This is a genomic window from Providencia sp. JGM181 (assembly GCF_018257375.1).
In the GTDB taxonomy this organism is placed as follows: domain Bacteria; phylum Pseudomonadota; class Gammaproteobacteria; order Enterobacterales; family Enterobacteriaceae; genus Providencia; species Providencia lanzhouensis.
Window position 1 is genome coordinate 1 of the sequence record NZ_JAERJY010000074.1, and the last position, 16745, is coordinate 16745.

Here is a 16745-nt window from a genome sequence, read left to right on the forward strand (position 1 = left end):
GGTTTTCTTCGAGCCGGTTTGTCGTGACAACGGATGCGCATTATAGGGAGCTCCCAAAATCTCGCAAGTGTTTTTTTACATATTTATTTCGTTCGCGCTTTTTTTAGCCAAATATGACTTAATAGCGTAAATTACTACTGTTTTTTGACTATTTCAGCAGCAATAATTGATTTACTCACGTAACATATCATTGATTAGTATCTGTATGAGATGAATTATGGAATTGAGCAAGCAACAAAATGCCTCACAAAAAAACCTCTCTTTTATTATTGCGCGGAGTCTTGGACAGCTCATATTAAAAGGCACCTACTTATCTGACTCTATTCTTCCCAGTGAATTAGAATTATCAAAGCAGTTTAATGCAAGCCGAACCGCCATAAGAGAAGCCATTAAGACATTAGCGGCAAAAGGCATGGTTTTAGCTCGTCCTCGAATTGGTACACGAGTCATGCCCGCATCGAATTGGAACTTTCTCGACCAAGACTTATTAAATTGGTGGATTAATAGCGAAGAAAAGTCCGTGGTGATTAAGCATTTTCAAGTTGTTCGCCTCGCTATTGAACCTCAAGCTTGCTATCTCGCTGCACTGAATGCCACAGAAGAACAAAAACAGTCTCTGCAATTACTATCAAATGAAATGGTAACCTTGGAAAAAGAGTTCGATAGACCTCACTGGATAAAAGTTGATTTTCGTTTTCATCTCACTATCTATCGGGCGTGCTGTAATCCGTTTTTAATTTCGTTCGCGAATCTGTTTAGGTCGGTGTACCAGCTTTATTTTGATGCAATAACAGAAAATGATGCGATTGAAGTGGAACTTCATCAACAACTTGCTGATGCTATTATTAACGGCAATAGTCGTGAAGCTTACGATCTCTGCTATACCTTATTAACGACAATGAACAAATAAGCTAACAGAACGAATTCGCTCACCAAATTTATCGATAGGTAACGGATGTTTAAAACTGCTAAAAATATGTCGGGTTTGCCATGGATTGCCGCGATGGCTTTCTTTATGCAAGCGTTAGATGCCACAATATTGAATACGGCACTGCCTGATATCGCCAAAAGTTTGCATCACTCTCCATTAGCGATGCAATCTGCCGTGGTGAGCTATACCCTAACAGTTGCACTGTTAATTCCGGTGAGTGGTTGGTTTGCCGATAGGTTTGGTACTCGACGTATCTTTATTATTGCGGTTTCTCTGTTTTCTTTAGGATCATTGCTCTGCGCTCTTTCCCCTTCATTAACAGTGCTTGTTATTTCTCGCGTTATCCAAGGAATTGGCGGGGCGATGATGATGCCAGTAGCGCGACTCGCATTAATTCGGGCGTATCCGCGCAGTGAACTTCTACCTATATTGAATTTTGTCACCATCCCTGGATTAGTCGGCCCCATCTTAGGACCTCTATTAGGTGGTATTCTCGTCACCTATGCCACATGGCATTGGATATTCATTATTAATATCCCTATTGGTGTACTTGGGATTGTGTATGCATTAAAGCATATGCCTGATTTTAAAATGCCAAAGCGTAAATTTGATACCCTTGGATTTCTTTTATTTGGGTTTGGCTTGGTCATGCTGTCGGTCAGTTTAGATCTGTTTGGCGATAAATCATTATCTAGCTATATACCTTTAGCGATTGTTCTGGGCGGTTTTCTTTGTCTTCTTCTTTATATATTCCACGCAAGGCGCATTAAGCACGCCATTATTCCGCTCAACTTATTTAAGACGAGAACCTTTTCCATCGGTATTAGCGGTAATATCGCCACTCGATTAGGTACTGGAAGCATTCCATTCCTAATGCCATTGATGCTGCAAGTGGGATTTGGTTATGAAGCGGTGGTGGCGGGAATGATGATGGCTCCGCTGGCCATTGGCTCGATTACAGCAAAATCCGCAGTCACAAGAATTCTAACCCGATTTGGATATCGTAATACGCTATTTACTGTCACGGTGATTATTGGGTTGATGGTCTCGCAGTTTTCGCTGCAATCTCCAGATATGTCGATTTATCTGCTTATCGTTCCGTTGTTTGTTTTAGGAATGGTGATGTCCACCCAGTTCACTGCCATGAATACCATTTGCTTAGCGGATTTAACGGATAATAACGCTAGCGCCGGTAACAGTATGCTCGCAGTGACTCAGCAACTTTCGATTAGCTTTGGGATCGCAGTGAGCGCCACCATTTTGAGCTTTTTTGATAACCAGCCAAATAGTAATGTCGTGGATAACTTCCATTACACCTTTATTACTATCGGGGCTATTACGTTACTTTCTGCCTTTGTGTTTCTATTACTCAGTAAAACCGATGGCGATAATTTAATTAAAGGCAAAGGCAAAAAATCTGAGAAAACGCAGAATTAGCGTTTCCTCACTGATTGGCGTTCCACGAGTTTTGGCGTTAAGACTAAAACAGAGGGTTCCGCATCTGGGTTATCCATTCGATAAATGAGTTGGTTAACCGCTTGCTGACCAAGTTCATCCTTTGGCTGATGAACAGTAGTGAGTGGTGGGATCATATAAGAAGAAAGTGCAATATCGTCATAACCAATAATGGAAATGTCGTCTGGCACTTTCATGCCTTTTTGGTAAATCGCTTGGTAGGCACCGACCGCCATCGCGTCATTCCCCGCAAAAATAGCATCTGGGGGATTCGGTAACGCCAAAAGTTTATTCATCGAATCAAACCCACCTGAAAATTCAAAATCGCTAAAGATAATATATTCTTCGTGGATTTTGAGGGATGCCGCCTTCATGGCATGAAGGAAACCTTGATAACGCGCTTGTGCAGGAGATTTATCTTGAGGACCGGCAATACAGGCAATTCGAGTAAACCCCGCATCGATTAAATGACGCGTGGCGATTTCACCGCCGAGGAACGAGTTATCCTGAATAATATCTCCGGCTGATTCAAACGGAGACCAGTCCATCATTACTGTAGGAACAGAGGGATAACGAGAAAATACGGCTTTGGATGGACCCTGTGCTTCGGTGCACATAATAAGAAGCCCATCGACGCGTTTTTGCAGAAGGGTTTCTAAGCTATGATCCATCCGCTTGAAATCCCCTTCAGTGTTGCACAGGATCAAACTGTAACCCAATTCGTAGCAACTACGTTCTACACCACGCACGACTTCCGCATAAAACGGGTTATTACTGGCAGTCAGTAACATTCCGATGGTATTGGTGCGGTTCATCTTCAAACTTCTCGCTAAGGCCGATGGCGCATAGTTAAGCTGTTCGATGGCACTTTTTACCCGTGAAGTAACGCTTTCGCTAACATAGCGATTTTGATTGATAACATGGGAGACGGTGGATGTTGACACGCCAGCAAGGCGAGCAACATCTTTCATTGTTGCCACAAATTGATCCTATTGAAGAAGAAACTGGTCTATTTCATTACGCCATGGAACAGAAGGTTGTGCGCCGGGACGTGTCACTGCAATTGCAGCCGCCGCATGGGCAAAGACAATTGCATCTTCATCGGACTGACCTTCAAGTAGCGCAGTTACATACGCCCCATTGAATGTATCACCTGCTGCAATGGTGTCCACCGCTTTCACTTTAAAGCCCGGAATTATTTTCCCTTGCTTGCCTGATTCACTGTACCAAACCCCTCTGGCGCCCAATGTAATCATCACTTTATTAATGCCTTTTTGATGCAGTGCTTGCGCTGCTTTTTGTGCGCCTTCTTCATCATTAACAGCGATGCCCGTTAAATGCTCCGCTTCCGTTTCATTCGGCGTGATCACATCCACCAGCGACAGTAGCGAATCTGGCAACGCTTGTGCAGGCGCTGGGTTTAAAATCACTTGAGTTTGGTGTTTACGCGCGATCTCAGCGGCCATTTGAACAGTTTCAATTGGCGATTCAAGCTGCATCAATAAAGCATCAGCATCGATAATTTTTTGCTGATATGCGGCTAGTCGTTCTGTAGAAAGATGACCATTGGCTCCCGCATTGATCCCAATAATATTTTCGCCTTGCCCGTTTACATAAATGAGTGCAACACCCGTTGTTTCACCAGCAACTGAATCAATACAATCAATCTTAATTGTATCTTTTTGCAGCTGTTTTTTGATACTAACACCGACATCGTCATCACCGACACAAGCAATAAATGTGATATCAGCGCCACTACGACCTGCGGCTACCGCTTGGTTGGCACCTTTGCCACCGAAAGCAACTTGGTAACTATCACCTCTTACTGTTTCGCCAGGCTGGGGAAACTGCTGCACATTGAGAATGTGGTCAACGTTGATACTACCTAAAACAACCAGTTTAGCTGCTGCCATCACATTTATGTCCTTTTGCTGCGCAATTAAATAAACCGCCGCTAAACTCACGGCGATTTATCAATCTTCTTGTTTTATCAAGGATTATTACTTTATATCGAATTGTTGTTTTACTAAAAATTACTGTTTTACCACGAGTTCTAATTCAACGGGAACTGTTGCTTCGACTTTCTCGCCTTTTAATACTTTATCTGCGATCTGCACCCCAACAATACCAATTTGATCTGGGCGTTGAGCAATCGTCGCGCCTAATTTTCCACCTTGAACTGCTTTGATACCGTCATTTGTGCCATCAAAACCAACCACTAAAACGTCATCACGACCGGCAGTTTGTAATGCTCTTAACGCACCTAAAGCCATTTCATCATTTTGTGCAAAAACAGCCTGAACAGTAGGGTGTGCAGTCAATAAGTTTTGCATAACGTTCAAGCCTTTAGTTCTGTCGAAATCCGCAGGCTGGCTCGCTAATACGTTGAATTTATGCTCTTTCGCACCCGTATTGAAACCTTCACCACGTTCACGAGCTGCCGACGTTCCAGAAATCCCTTCTAATTGAATAACTTTGGCGTCATTGCCCGTTTTCTTGGCAATAAAGTCTGCCGCCATTTTTCCACCCATGCGGTTATCAGAAGCAACATGGCTCACCACTTCACCTTTGTTAGCGGCGCGGTCTAAGGTGATCACGGGGATTTTCGCTTTATTAGCCATCAGGATAGAGTTACCCACTGCGTCAGAGTCAGTTGGGTTGATCAGCATTAATTTGGTACCACGTACCGTTAAATCTTGGACGTTCGCTAACTCTTTCGCCGGGTTATCTTGAGAATCCAAAACAATCAGTTCATAACCCAGTTTGTCCGCTTCTTTTTGTGCCGCATCTTTCATGGTCACAAAGAATGGGTTGTTCAGGGTTGAAATAACCAGCGCGATGCTCTCTTTGGCCATCGCGTTCACACTGACGGTTGCTGTTAGTGCAAAAGCGGTAAATAAAGTCGCTAATTTATTCAGTTTCATAAGAAAATTCCTGTCGTTATCGGGTAGGGGTCAGAATCACTATTTTTTGTTATCAACAAGTACAGCTAATAAAATCACAACGGCTTTTACGATCATTTGGTAGTTCGAGGAAATACCTAATAAGTTCAAACCATTGTTTAAGAAACCAAGGATCAGCGCACCAATCAGCGTACCAACAATGCGCCCTTTACCACCAGCGAGGCTTGTGCCACCCAGTACCACCGCAGCAATCGCATCCAGTTCATAACCGTTACCCGCCATTGGCTGAGCAGAAGATAAACGTGCAACTTCAATCACACTCGCCAACGCTGCTAATAAACCACACAGGGAGTAAACGATAATTTTAATTTTATCGACATTAATACCAGATAAGCGGGTCGCTGATTCATTTCCACCTAACGCATAGATATAACGACCTAAGCGAGTGTGGTGCAGCATGTACCATGCTGCAGCAAAGACGATAACCATTAACCATACTGGGGTAGGAATACCTAATGGGCGTCCGATACCAAACCAGCCAAATAAATCGGCATTATCGCTAAAGCCGGTATTGATTGGGCTGCCATCGGTATAAACACGGGTTACACCACGTAGTAATAGCATCATGACCAATGTTGCAATAAAAGCTTGGACTTTACCTTTGGCGACGATCACCCCTGTGCATGCACCAATTGCAGCACCGAGCGCTAATGCTCCTGCGACAGCAACAAAGGCATTCACTTCAGCACCGACCATCGATGCAGCCACCGCACCTGTTAATGCCAGCAGTGATCCCACAGACAAATCAATGCCCGACGTAAGAATCACTAATGTCATTCCCACCGCCATAATCGCGTTCACAGAAGTCTGTTGCAGGATGTTAAACAGGTTGTTGACCGTAAAAAAGTTAGGACTTAGGGTTGAAACAATCGCAATTAAGACTAATAGGGCGATTAAGGATTTTTGCTCCATTAGCCATGCTTTGCTGAAATAGCGTTTTGATGGTGCGGTTGTTGAACTCATGCTGTTAACTCCTGAACTGAGCCGTAATTTTTACCGACTGCGGCCGCCATTAAGGCTTCCTGCGTTGCTTCTTTGGCAGAGAATTCGCCGCTGATATGCCCTTCATGCATAACCAAAATGCGATCGCTCATCCCAATCACTTCAGGCATTTCTGAAGATACAAGGATGATACTCAGCCCTTCTTTTTTAAATTGGTTGATTAGTTGGTAGATCTCTTTTTTTGCCCCGACGTCGACACCACGGGTTGGCTCATCGAGGATAAGCACTTTCGGTCGTGTCATTAGTCCACGGGCAATAGCCACTTTTTGCTGGTTACCACCAGATAAGTTGCCAATAATTTGGTCCATGGATGGGGTTTTAATATTAAATAAGCGGATAAAATCCCCCACGGTCATCTGTTCTTCACTGTGCTTTAAGCTGCCGCCAAAACGGCTGAAATAACCTAATGCCGTTAAGGACATATTTTCTTTTACTGACATCCCCAGCACTAACCCATCGCGCTTACGGTCTTCCGAAATATAAACGATGCCGTTATTCAAGCCATCTTGCGGGGTTTTTAAGGTGACGTTTTTACCTTCTAACTGGATATTGCCAGATTTTTTCGGAGCTGCACCGTAGATGATTTTCATCAGCTCCGTACGTCCTGCGCCCATCAAACCTGAAACACCTAAAATTTCACCGCTTTTTAGCGTGAAACTGGCATTGGTGACACCGGGGCCAGAAACATTTTCAACTTGCAGGCGAATATCGCCAACAGGTACATCGACTCGTGGATACTGGTCTTCCAGTTTGCGTCCTACCATCATCTCAATCAGTTTTTCTTCTTCTAATTCACTGACGGGCTTTTCACCAATAAACTGGCCATCACGAAAAACAGTCACGTCGTCGCAAATTTCGAAGATCTCTTTTAAACGGTGAGATATATACACAATGCCGCAGCCTTGGGATTTTAAATCTTCAATCACGCGAAAGAGTGAGGCGGTTTCGGTATCGGTAAGTGCGTCTGTCGGCTCATCCATAATGATGACTTGAGACTGAAAGCTGAGAACTTTGGCAATTTCCACCATTTGTTGTTCACCGATAGATAATTCGGCGATAGTTTGGTGGCTATCGTAATCAAGGTTTAATCGCTGGAGCAGTTTGTCTGATTCGTTGAACATTTTTTTCCAGTCGATTTTGCCGAATTTGTTCACAAATTCGCGACCTAAAAAAATGTTTTCAGCGATGGTAAGTTCAGGAATTAAATTCAGTTCTTGGTGAATGATCCCAATCCCCGCTTCTTGGGAACTTTTCGGACCATTAAACGCCACTTCTTTACCAAGGTAACGGATCGCGCCCGCGTCTTTGTTGTAGATCCCCGTGAGTACTTTCATCATGGTGGATTTACCCGCACCATTTTCCCCCACCAGCGCCATCACTCGACCAGGGTAGACTTTTAAGGCGGCTCCAGAGAGAGCTTTTACACCGGGGAAGGCTTTATCAATGCCGATAAGTTCTAATAAAGGTTGCATAGTCACCTCAGAAAGTCACACCAGAACAAAGAATGATATTAGCGTATGGTGAACATTCCCCTGTTCGGATCACGGCTTTGCTTTCATGAGTACGTTGCTTGAAATGTTCATGACTGCAATAGATGACTTCAATATGATTTCCCTGCGCCGCTTCCAATTCATGAAGATGGGCTAAAATAGCTTTTTCCATTTGCGGATTTATTTTGCTGATTTCTTGAGCAAGTATCGCTTTTTCTACCTGCATTTCTTGGGTGATCACCCGCAAAACAGACATAAAATCCGGTAGTCCTTGCGTCACAGCCAGATCGATACGTTCAGCGCTGGCAGGAATGGGTAAACCTGCATCTCCCAGTGTGATATGGTCGGTATGACCGAGTTTTGCAATCACGGAAGCAACATTTGAGTTAAGCAACATACCTTTCTTCATTCTTTACCACCGTTTTTAGTCTATTTTTTCTACTTTTGAGTTTCGACTCTGCATGAGCGAAACGTTTCGCTTATACAATAATAGTAAAGAACAGTCACAACTCAATGTTCTTATCTTGGTTTTGTGATCACTATCGAAACGTTTCGTTAGCCTATTTTTACGCATAAAAAGCTAACTTATTGAATAAGTTGTCGCTGAATCGTTCCTGCCTAATTAATACTCAGTTGTTCGTTACAAGGTAAATTTGTTGCTCTTTATCCGAAATAACATCAAAGAAAAATCACAAAACTGATTGCACAATGAATAAAAGGACAGCTAACCTAGCAATAGCTTGGTCAATAACCATCTCCCTCTAACCCTTAGACGAGTTATTTAGAGAAAAGGAACACCTTATGCAATTAGCAGAACGGATAGCCCAATTAAGCAACTACCTTGAAGGTGGTTTGTATGAACGTCAGCAAGCTATTCGTTTGTGTTTGCTCGCCACGCTGAGTGGGGAAAGTGTGTTCTTGCTGGGGCCTCCTGGGATAGCGAAAAGCTTAATTGCCCGCCGCATGAAATATGCCTTCCGCCAAGCAAATGCGTTTGAATATTTAATGACGCGCTTTTCTACCCCTGAAGAGATTTTTGGACCGCTTTCCATTCAAGCCTTAAAAGATGAAGGGCGTTATGAGCGTTTAACCAAAGGATACCTGCCCGATGCGGAAGTGGTGTTTTTGGATGAAATTTGGAAAGCAGGCCCTGCCATCTTAAATACCTTACTAACTGCCATAAATGAACGCAAATTCCGTAATGGGGATGAAGAGAAAAATATCCCAATGCGCTTGCTAGTCACCGCATCCAACGAACTACCCGATGCGGATAATAGCCTTGAAGCGCTGTTTGATAGGATGTTGCTGCGAATTTGGCTGGATAAAGTACAAGAGAAACAAAATTTCCGCGCGCTGCTGACAGGCAAATCTCAGCAAGAAGAGAATTTGGTTCCTGATCACCTAAAAATCAGTGAAGAAGAATATCGCGAGTGGCAAAAAGAAATTCCCAAGGTTTCGCTGCCCGATCACTGTTTTGAATTGATTTACCAATTACGCCAACAAATTGATGCCACAGAGAAGAATCTGTATGTCTCTGATAGACGTTGGAAAAAAGCCGTTTATTTATTGCAGGCTAGCGCATTCTTTAATGGTCGAAACTCTGTTTCGCCGTTGGATATTGTGCTGCTCAAAGATTGCCTATGGCACGATATGCAGTCAATGAACCTACTGCCCCAATTGCTCAAGTCATTAGTACAAGAAGATGGTTGGCAACAGCGTAAATTTACGCGAGAAATTGAGCAAGTTTACCAACAGTGGATGTCATCCACCCAAGATCAAAATAACCAAGATGCGTTTAAAGTTTTAAAAAATAACGCAATGTTTGCACGAAAAGCCTCTTATGTGTTGCCTGATAATATTAGCGAAGGGCGCGTAACCCTATTTTTGCATCGCCCATTACAGCTACATAATATGAAAGTGACCTTTATTACCACCGAGAAAAAATCACTGGTAAATTTCCTTAATAAAGGCACCACATTATCCGCTCATCTTAATGGAATTGGTTTCGCGCAAGAGCTAGCCGCTGAAGTGAATAATTTAAACCAAATCCAACTGTTAGATGTTAGCCATCAAGCATCAACCTTATATTTACAAGATAAAAATCCTACAGCGGCGCCGACAACCAATAATAAGGAGTGGCTAGATAAGCTTGATGCCATCCAAAACGAAATCCAAGGGGCGAAATACCAGTTTGAGAAGCAGCAACCTAACCTGTTTATCGAGGCACATTGGCTAGCAGATGTTGAAGAGAGCTTTATTAAGCTTAGCGATAGGTTGACCCAGCTCCGCCAGCAGATCATGGGAAAAGTGGCTAATTCATTATGATGAGCCTAGCGTCCCTCGAATTATTGCTTTCCGTGAATGAAAGCCAGCTGATTGAAGAGATTATTATTTCTCTTCTCGCCACCCCACAGCTGGCGGTTTTCTTTGAAAAGCATCCTCGATTGAAAAAGGCGCTATTAAAAGATCTTTCCAGCTGGAAAAAAGACCTTAAACAGAAGCTGCAAGATGCGCTAGTCCCTCAGCAACTCTCTGAAGAGTTTGGGCTATATCAGAAGTCATTAGGCATCCCCACGGATACGTTCTTCACGCAATTACCCGATGTGATAGCGCGGCTCGAGCAGTTAGATTCCCCGTTTTACCGTGAAGCCTTACAACTGCAAAAGGGCAAAATTGAAAATCGCAGTGCACGGCAATCTTTAATTGTTCAGCGTTGGCGTATTAGTTTGATTTTGCAGGTGACTACATTACATAAAGAGCTCTTAGAGCAAGAAAAAGAGCAATTGCTGGCGGAATTACAGCGCCGTTTAGCATTGAGTGGAAACCTTGAGGATATTCTAGGGGAAAACGAACGCTCATCAGGGCGATTGTGGGATCTTAGCAAAGGGTTTAATAACCCAGCGTCTTATAATGATCAGTTAATCGCTCGCTACAGTGATTTTTTGCGCCAGCAACCCGAGCTTGAAAAAATTGCTCAGCTACTGGGGCGTAGCCAATCAGCCAAATCTATTCTGGATGATAATGTGCTCCTTGAGCCGATGACGGTGATGGAAAAAGTCCCGGAAACTGTACCTGAACAAGTGAATGGCTTAAACCAGAGTGACGATATTCTGCGGCTATTACCGGCTGAGCTTGCGATGCTAGGCCTCGAAGATATTGAATTTGAATTCTACCGTAAGTTATTAGAGAAACAGCTTATTACCTATCGTTTACAAGGGGAAAGCTGGCAAGAACGCAAAGTTTTACGCCCAGTCACTCATCATCAACATGAAGATCAGCCTAGAGGCCCATTTGTGGTTTGTATCGATACTTCCGGTTCGATGGGTGGAATCAATGAACGCTGTGCAAAAGCATTCTGCCTCGCTTTAATGAAAATCGCGCTGGCGGATAACCGAGCTTGCCATGTGATGCTGTTTTCCACCGAAATTGTTCATTATGATCTTCTCTCAGCAGATGGCTTAGAACAGTGCATGCGCTTCTTGCATCAAACATTCCGTGGCGGAACAGACTTAGCGGCATGTTTGCGAGAAACAACAGTAAAATTGGAGTCAAAACAGTGGAGTGATGCCGATGCGGTTGTTATTTCAGACTTTGTGGCTCAACGCTTACCGGACGAGTTAATTCAGAAGATAAAATCCCTTCAGAAGGTGGGTAAATACCGCTTCCATGCGGTATCAGTCTCAAATTATGGGAAGCCCGGTATCATGAAGATATTTGATCATATCTGGCGCTTTGATACAGGGCTAAAGAGCCGACTACTGCGCCGTTTTAATCGCTAATTACAGCATATCTTCAACAGTTTCAGCCATTTCTGGTGACCAAACACCACACTGAACTTGACCGATATGTTGACGTTGCAGTAGTAACATCACTAAGCGAGATTGGCCAATACCACCACCGATAGATTGCGGCATTTCACCTTTGACTAACGCTTGATGCCATTCCAATTCCATACGTTTTTCATCACCTGTTAATGCGAGTTGGCGAGTTAAACATTCAGGACTGACACGGATCCCCATTGAAGAGATTTCAAATGCGTCTTGTAATACAGGGTTCCAAACAATGATGTCACCGTTTAAGCCTTTGAAGCCATCTTCGTTTTCGGTTGTCCAGTCATCGTAGTCTGGTGCACGCACATCGTGGGATTCGCCGCTTGACAGTTTTCCACCAATACCGATTAAGAATACAGCACCCAATTCTTTCGCAATCGCACGCTCACGACCTTTTGCGTCTAAGTCTGGGTAACGTTTTAGCAGCTCTTCGCTGTGGATAAAGTGAATTTGGTCTGGCAGGAACGGTGCCAGTCCAAATTCTTTACTTACGGCAGCTTCTGTTTCTTTTATTGCCTTATAGATTTTACCCACTGTCTGCTTCAGATAAGGAAGTGTACGATCCTCATCTGCCATCACTTTTTCCCAATCCCACTGGTCAACATAGACGGAGTGGATTGGAGTTAAGCGATCCTCGTCCGGACGTAACGCTTTCATGTGTGTGTACAGACCTTGACCTTCGCTGAAACCAAAACGACCTAAGGTTTTGCGTTTCCATTTAGCCAAAGAGTGAACCACTTCAAACGTTGCACCAGGAATTGATTTCACTTTTACTTGAACGGCTTTTTCGCAGCCTGATAAGTTGTCTTGTGTACCATCACCTAAACGGCTCAGGATAGGACCTTGAACTTCGATTAAGCCAAGCTCTTTTTCAAGTAAACGTGAGAAATAAGATTTAACAAAGCTGATTTGTTGCTGATGTTCGATGAATGACTTGTCCATAATTTTACCCATAATTTGTTAGCTGTAATTAGCCGATGTGTAGATTAAGCAACAAAATGAGGTATAAATTCAATATCCATCATTAAAAAAAGCCTTTACTATTTATTTTGATTAAAAAAATGGGTATAAAAATGAATAATCATCAAAATGAGGGCTAAATAATGCCAGAAAATTATCAAATCGATAATCTCGATCGTGACATACTTCACGAATTAATGGTCAATGCACGTACACCTTATGCTGAACTCGCCAAAAAATTCTCGGTAAGTCCCGGAACTATTCATGTGCGAGTGGAAAAAATGAAGCAAGCTGGGATCATAAAAGGAACCCGTATCGATATCAGCGCAAAACAATTGGGTTTTGATGTCTGCTGCTTTATCGGGATCATTTTAAAAAGTGCCAAGGATTACCATACAGCCCTTAAAAAGCTGGATGCTTTAGAGGAAGTCGTGGAGGTTTACTATACGACGGGTCAATACAGTATCTTTATTAAGGTAATGTGCCGCTCGATAGATTCCCTTCAAGATGTACTTATCAACAAAATTCAGACTATCGATGAAATACAATCAACCGAAACGCTGATCTCCTTACAGAACCCGATCATGCGAACGATCACCCCGTAGAAAAAAAATGATATAACCACATTATCCACAGGTAGATCCCAGCTCATTCACAGCGTACAATAGCGCCCTGTTAATGTGAAAGAGAGTGACCATGAGCGTAACAAAAGTAACCTTAATTAGTGGCAGTACCATGGGCAGTGCCGAATATGTAGCGGAGCATATGGCAGAGATTTTAGAAGAACTCGGCTATGAAACGGATATACAGCACGGTCCTGAACTAGATGACTTACCACTTGAAGGGTTATGGCTGGTGGTGAGCTCCACACATGGCGCAGGGGATCTTCCCGAAAATATCCAACCGTTAGCTGAAGCAATTCAATCTCAGTCACCAGACCTGAGTAAGATCAAGTACGGTGCTGTGGGAATTGGCAGTTCGGAATATGACACTTTTTGTGGTGCGATCCATACTCTTGATACCTTATTACAGGATCATGGTGCAAAAAGGATCGGTGATTGCTTCGAAATTGATGTTCAGCAACACGAAATTCCTGAAGATCCCGCAGGAGAATGGGTTAAAATTTGGGCAGACGAACTCTGATCTGTTCAAATTAACCGCAAACAACTGTGGATAACTCCGGTAAGATCATGGTATTAACCGGTAGTTATCCAGATTATAAGTTTTAGGTCGTCCAAAGCCTGTGCATAAGTCCCTGTTTTGATCCCAGCTTATACGCAAAAGGATCACGGATCATTCACAGTATATGATCCTTTACACTTTGATGATCTTTAAAGTGAAAATTCACTTATCCACAGAAACCGTCGATCCTAATAAAAGATCTAATAAAGAGATCTTTAAATAAAAAAGATCTTTATATTATATAGGCGAGAGGCCAGGGCTTGGTCTCTCCATCAAACTTGAGTAGAATTCACTCCTCGAATGCAGAATCCGCATTTTCTAACGTTAAGGTTCACACATGTTTTATCCAGAGCAATTTGACGTCATCGTAATTGGTGGTGGTCATGCCGGTACTGAGGCAGCAATGGCAGCTGCACGTATGGGGCGTCAAACCCTATTACTGACTCACAATATTGATACATTGGGCCAGATGTCTTGCAACCCAGCCATCGGTGGGATCGGTAAGGGACATCTGGTAAGAGAAATTGATGCCCTCGGTGGCTTAATGGCTACCGCAACTGACAAAGCGGGTATTCAATTTAGAACACTCAATGCAAGTAAAGGCCCAGCGGTTCGTGCAACTCGCGCACAAGCAGACCGCGTGCTATATCGCCAAGCCGTTAGAACTGCATTAGAGAACCAACCAAACTTAATGATCTTCCAGCAACCTGTTGAAGATCTGATTGTTGAAAATAACCGAGTAACTGGCGCTGTTACCCGCATGGGCTTAAAATTTAAAGCCAAAGCGGTGGTATTAACCGTAGGTACTTTCCTTGATGGAAAAATTCATATCGGTTTAGAAAACTACAGCGGTGGTCGTGCAGGTGATCCACCAGCAATTACGTTATCTCAACGTTTAAGAGAATTGCCATTACGTGTAAACCGTTTAAAAACGGGTACACCACCACGTATTGATGCAAGAACTATTGATTTCAGTCAGTTAGCTCAACAGCTAGGTGACGACCCAATGCCGGTATTCTCATTTTTAGGTTCGCAAGAGCAACATCCGCAACAAGTGCCTTGCTACATCACGTATACCAATGAGCAAACTCATGATGTGATCCGTAATAACTTAGATCGCAGCCCTATGTATGCAGGGATCATCGAAGGGATCGGCCCTCGTTACTGTCCTTCAATTGAAGACAAAGTGATGCGTTTTGCAGATAAAAACGCTCACCAGATCTTCTTAGAGCCAGAAGGTTTAACCAGCAACGAAATTTATCCAAACGGGATCTCCACCAGCTTGCCATTTGATGTCCAAATGAAAATAGTTCATTCCATGAAGGGAATGGAAAATGCAAGGATCGTCCGTCCTGGTTATGCCATTGAGTACGATTTCTTTGACCCGCGTGATCTAAAACAAACTCTCGAAAGCAAATTTATCGAAGGCTTGTTCTTTGCTGGTCAAATCAACGGTACAACAGGTTATGAAGAAGCGGCTGCTCAAGGTTTATTAGCGGGTCTTAACGCAGCACAACATGCATTTGACCTTGAAGGTTGGTTCCCACGTCGTGACCAAGCCTATGTCGGCGTACTGGTTGACGATCTGTGCACATTAGGTACCAAAGAACCGTACCGTATGTTCACTTCTCGTGCGGAATACCGTTTGATGCTGCGTGAAGATAACGCCGATTTACGTTTAACCGAAAAAGGACGTGAATTAGGTTTAGTGGATGATGTTCGTTGGGAACACTTCAACCGCAAAGTCGAAATGATTGAAAAAGAGCGTCAACGCTTAAAAGATATCTGGGTTCACCCTAAATCTGATAATCATGAAGAAATCGACCAAATTTTAACCGTTCCATTATCGAAAGAAGCGAATGGTGAAGATTTACTGCGTCGTCCTGAAATGACGTATCAAATGCTGACCTCGTTAAATCTGTTTGCTCCGGGTGTTGAAGATCCTCAAGCAGCAGATCAAGTTGAAATTCAAGTGAAATACGAAGGTTACATTGCTCGTCAGCAAGAAGAGATCGAACGTCAACTGCGTAATGAAAACACATTACTTCCTGTTGATTTGGACTATAAGCAAGTGAAAGGCTTATCTAATGAAGTGATGGCGAAGCTGAATGACCACAAACCAACGTCAATTGGTCAAGCATCTCGTATTTCAGGGATCACACCGGCAGCGATTTCAATTCTGTTAGTGTGGCTCAAAAAACAAGGCATGCTGCGTCGGAGTGCATAATATGGATTTATTCAGCAAACTGACAAAGCTATTGGCCAAAACCGATATCCAACTGACTGACAAGCAAAAACAACAGTTAGTCGATTATGTTGGTTTATTGCACAAGTGGAACAAAGCGTACAACTTAACGTCGGTACGTGAGCCTGAACAAATGTTAGTTCGCCACATCATGGACAGTATCGTGGTGAACGATCACCTTAAGGGTGACAAGTTTATCGATGTAGGAACGGGCCCAGGGCTTCCTGGCGTACCTTTAGCTATTGTTCGACCTGATGCTCACTTTGTTTTATTGGATAGCTTAGGAAAGCGTATACGCTTCCTAAAACAGGTTCAGCATGAGTTAGGGCTGACTAACATTGAGCCAGTTCAATCTCGAGTGGAAGAGTACCCTGTTGAAGATGGATTTGATGGCGTAATTAGCAGAGCCTTTGCATCACTCAACGATATGCTGAGTTGGTGCCACCATCTTCCTGCAAGGGAAGGGTGCTTTTATGCGTTAAAAGGTGTGGTTCGTAACGAAGAACTCACACAGCTACCTGAAGGATTTGAAGTTGAGTCCATTACAGAGCTAAAAATTCCAGAATTAGACGAACAGCGTCACTTGGTTAAATTATTCAAAAAATAACGTAGTTTTTAGTAAAATTATTTTATCTTTTAGAGCGGTAGCCGTACATTTACAATGTTACGGCTATTTTTATATATAAT

General features: G+C 43.2%; 15 protein-coding genes. 8 read left to right on the plus strand and 7 right to left on the minus strand.

The genetic code is table 11. The features are described 5' to 3' along the window. Positions 1 to 217: 217 nt before the first annotated feature. Both JK188_RS10785 and mdtD read left to right on the plus strand, forming a co-directional pair. Positions 218 to 910 (plus strand): FadR/GntR family transcriptional regulator, encoded by a 693-nt coding sequence (locus JK188_RS10785; RefSeq protein WP_211887550.1) that lies wholly within the window; start codon positions 218 to 220, stop codon positions 908 to 910. A 45-nt stretch (positions 911 to 955) separates the two neighbouring features. After that, complete coding sequence (mdtD, locus tag JK188_RS10790) at positions 956 to 2368, plus strand: multidrug transporter subunit MdtD (RefSeq protein ID WP_211887552.1); 1413 nt, start codon at positions 956 to 958, stop codon at positions 2366 to 2368. On the opposite strand, the gene rbsR is transcribed toward mdtD, so the two are convergent. The 6 genes from rbsR to rbsD all read right to left on the minus strand — a co-directional run bounded on the left by rbsR (position 2365) and on the right by rbsD (position 8250). Then, positions 2365 to 3366 carry a ribose operon transcriptional repressor RbsR gene (rbsR, locus tag JK188_RS10795; RefSeq protein ID WP_211887554.1) on the minus strand — a complete coding sequence of 334 codons (1002 nt, stop codon included), beginning with the start codon at positions 3364 to 3366 and terminating at the stop codon, positions 2365 to 2367. The two genes, mdtD and rbsR, sit on opposite strands and share 4 nt — an antisense overlap. Positions 3367 to 3375: 9 nt before the next feature. Then, the gene (rbsK, locus tag JK188_RS10800; protein WP_154603246.1) at positions 3376 to 4299 is read right to left on the minus strand and encodes a ribokinase; all 924 of its coding nucleotides are present in this window, start codon (positions 4297 to 4299) and stop codon (positions 3376 to 3378) included. Between the two features lie 120 nt (positions 4300 to 4419). Then, positions 4420 to 5310 carry a ribose ABC transporter substrate-binding protein RbsB gene (gene rbsB, locus JK188_RS10805; protein ID WP_132496970.1) on the minus strand — a complete coding sequence of 297 codons (891 nt, stop codon included), beginning with the start codon at positions 5308 to 5310 and terminating at the stop codon, positions 4420 to 4422. A gap of 39 nt (positions 5311 to 5349) precedes the next feature. Further along, a complete protein-coding gene (gene rbsC, locus JK188_RS10810) occupies positions 5350 to 6312 on the minus strand; it encodes a ribose ABC transporter permease (protein WP_036950589.1) in 963 nt (320 codons plus the stop codon). Then, a complete protein-coding gene (gene rbsA / locus JK188_RS10815; RefSeq protein WP_187128539.1) occupies positions 6309 to 7823 on the minus strand; it encodes a ribose ABC transporter ATP-binding protein RbsA in 1515 nt (504 codons plus the stop codon). The genes rbsC and rbsA overlap by 4 nt, the downstream gene beginning before the upstream one ends. A 7-nt stretch (positions 7824 to 7830) precedes the next feature. Further along, positions 7831 to 8250, minus strand: coding sequence for a D-ribose pyranase (gene rbsD, locus JK188_RS10820; protein ID WP_108479112.1), 420 nt, complete (start codon positions 8248 to 8250; stop codon positions 7831 to 7833). 392 nt (positions 8251 to 8642) lie between these two features. On the opposite strand from rbsD, the gene ravA reads away from it, so the two are divergent. Next, the gene (gene ravA, locus JK188_RS10825) at positions 8643 to 10166 is read left to right on the plus strand and encodes an ATPase RavA (protein WP_211887555.1); all 1524 of its coding nucleotides are present in this window, start codon (positions 8643 to 8645) and stop codon (positions 10164 to 10166) included. Then, complete coding sequence (gene viaA, locus JK188_RS10830) at positions 10163 to 11620, plus strand: ATPase RavA stimulator ViaA (protein ID WP_211887556.1); 1458 nt, start codon at positions 10163 to 10165, stop codon at positions 11618 to 11620. The genes ravA and viaA overlap by 4 nt, the downstream gene beginning before the upstream one ends. On the opposite strand, the gene asnA is transcribed toward viaA, so the two are convergent. Next, entirely contained in the window at positions 11621 to 12613 is a 993-nt protein-coding gene (asnA, locus tag JK188_RS10835) for an aspartate--ammonia ligase (RefSeq protein WP_036950599.1), read from the minus strand. Between the two features lie 161 nt (positions 12614 to 12774). On the opposite strand from asnA, the gene asnC reads away from it, so the two are divergent. The 4 genes from asnC (at position 12775) to rsmG (ending at position 16665) form a co-directional block, all read left to right on the plus strand. Further along, positions 12775 to 13236: a transcriptional regulator AsnC gene (gene asnC / locus JK188_RS10840; protein WP_036950600.1), complete on the plus strand. Its 462-nt coding sequence runs from the start codon at positions 12775 to 12777 to the stop codon at positions 13234 to 13236. 91 nt (positions 13237 to 13327) lie between these two features. Further along, complete coding sequence (mioC, locus tag JK188_RS10845) at positions 13328 to 13774, plus strand: FMN-binding protein MioC (protein ID WP_211887558.1); 447 nt, start codon at positions 13328 to 13330, stop codon at positions 13772 to 13774. Between the two features lie 376 nt (positions 13775 to 14150). After that, positions 14151 to 16040, plus strand: coding sequence for a tRNA uridine-5-carboxymethylaminomethyl(34) synthesis enzyme MnmG (mnmG, locus tag JK188_RS10850; RefSeq protein ID WP_154637901.1), 1890 nt, complete (start codon positions 14151 to 14153; stop codon positions 16038 to 16040). 1 nt (position 16041) lies between these two features. Then, on the plus strand, positions 16042 to 16665 hold the full coding sequence (gene rsmG / locus JK188_RS10855; protein ID WP_211887560.1) for a 16S rRNA (guanine(527)-N(7))-methyltransferase RsmG: 624 nt from the start codon (positions 16042 to 16044) through the stop codon (positions 16663 to 16665). Positions 16666 to 16745: the final 80 nt, after the last annotated feature.

Bases quoted from the DNA above. Each gene is read 5' to 3' on its own strand.
- mnmG (WP_154637901.1), top strand. From the start codon at position 14,151: ATGTTTTATCCAGAGCAATTTGACGTCATCGTAATTGGTGGTGGTCAT.
- rbsC (WP_036950589.1), bottom strand. From the start codon at position 6,312: ATGAGTTCAACAACCGCACCATCAAAACGCTATTTCAGCAAAGCATGG.
- ravA (WP_211887555.1), top strand. From the start codon at position 8,643: ATGCAATTAGCAGAACGGATAGCCCAATTAAGCAACTACCTTGAAGGT.
- rbsB (WP_132496970.1), bottom strand. From the start codon at position 5,310: ATGAAACTGAATAAATTAGCGACTTTATTTACCGCTTTTGCACTAACA.
- JK188_RS10785 (WP_211887550.1), top strand. From the start codon at position 218: ATGGAATTGAGCAAGCAACAAAATGCCTCACAAAAAAACCTCTCTTTT.
- rbsA (WP_187128539.1), bottom strand. From the start codon at position 7,823: ATGCAACCTTTATTAGAACTTATCGGCATTGATAAAGCCTTCCCCGGT.
- asnC (WP_036950600.1), top strand. From the start codon at position 12,775: ATGCCAGAAAATTATCAAATCGATAATCTCGATCGTGACATACTTCAC.
- asnA (WP_036950599.1), bottom strand. From the start codon at position 12,613: ATGGACAAGTCATTCATCGAACATCAGCAACAAATCAGCTTTGTTAAA.
- mdtD (WP_211887552.1), top strand. From the start codon at position 956: ATGTTTAAAACTGCTAAAAATATGTCGGGTTTGCCATGGATTGCCGCG.
- rbsK (WP_154603246.1), bottom strand. From the start codon at position 4,299: ATGGCAGCAGCTAAACTGGTTGTTTTAGGTAGTATCAACGTTGACCAC.
- rbsD (WP_108479112.1), bottom strand. From the start codon at position 8,250: ATGAAGAAAGGTATGTTGCTTAACTCAAATGTTGCTTCCGTGATTGCA.
- rsmG (WP_211887560.1), top strand. From the start codon at position 16,042: ATGGATTTATTCAGCAAACTGACAAAGCTATTGGCCAAAACCGATATC.
- viaA (WP_211887556.1), top strand. From the start codon at position 10,163: ATGATGAGCCTAGCGTCCCTCGAATTATTGCTTTCCGTGAATGAAAGC.
- mioC (WP_211887558.1), top strand. From the start codon at position 13,328: ATGAGCGTAACAAAAGTAACCTTAATTAGTGGCAGTACCATGGGCAGT.